1 pseudogene is annotated in these 239 nt (G+C 47.7%); it reads right to left on the bottom strand.

The window, feature by feature from the left end:
- Window positions 1-239 (bottom strand): annotated as a pseudogene (locus I5349_RS14045) (3-deoxy-7-phosphoheptulonate synthase); the annotation flags it as partial.

The following is a 239-nucleotide window of genomic DNA, read 5'->3' as shown; positions in this document are numbered from 1 at the left end:
GTCTGTCTGGAGTCACTTGTTGTGATGCATCTGACCAAGCGAGGTCTGGTGTGATGTGAGACTCGTTGATCAGCCCGTCATAGTTTAAGTCTAGTGACATTTGAGCCAGAGGTTGTATAAGCTCGCGCTTGCCACCCATGTGACTTGGATCACAGATGAGTGGAAGTTGAGGGAGTTTTGTCTTGAGCTCGATAGCTACCTGCCACATAGGGGCGTTTCTATAAGTGGTATTCTGAAAT

Origin of the sequence: Penaeicola halotolerans, from assembly GCF_016464625.1 — a bacterium.
Lineage (GTDB): Bacteria > Bacteroidota > Bacteroidia > Cytophagales > Cyclobacteriaceae > Penaeicola > Penaeicola halotolerans.
This window is presented reverse-complemented; position numbering and strand designations above follow the sequence as displayed.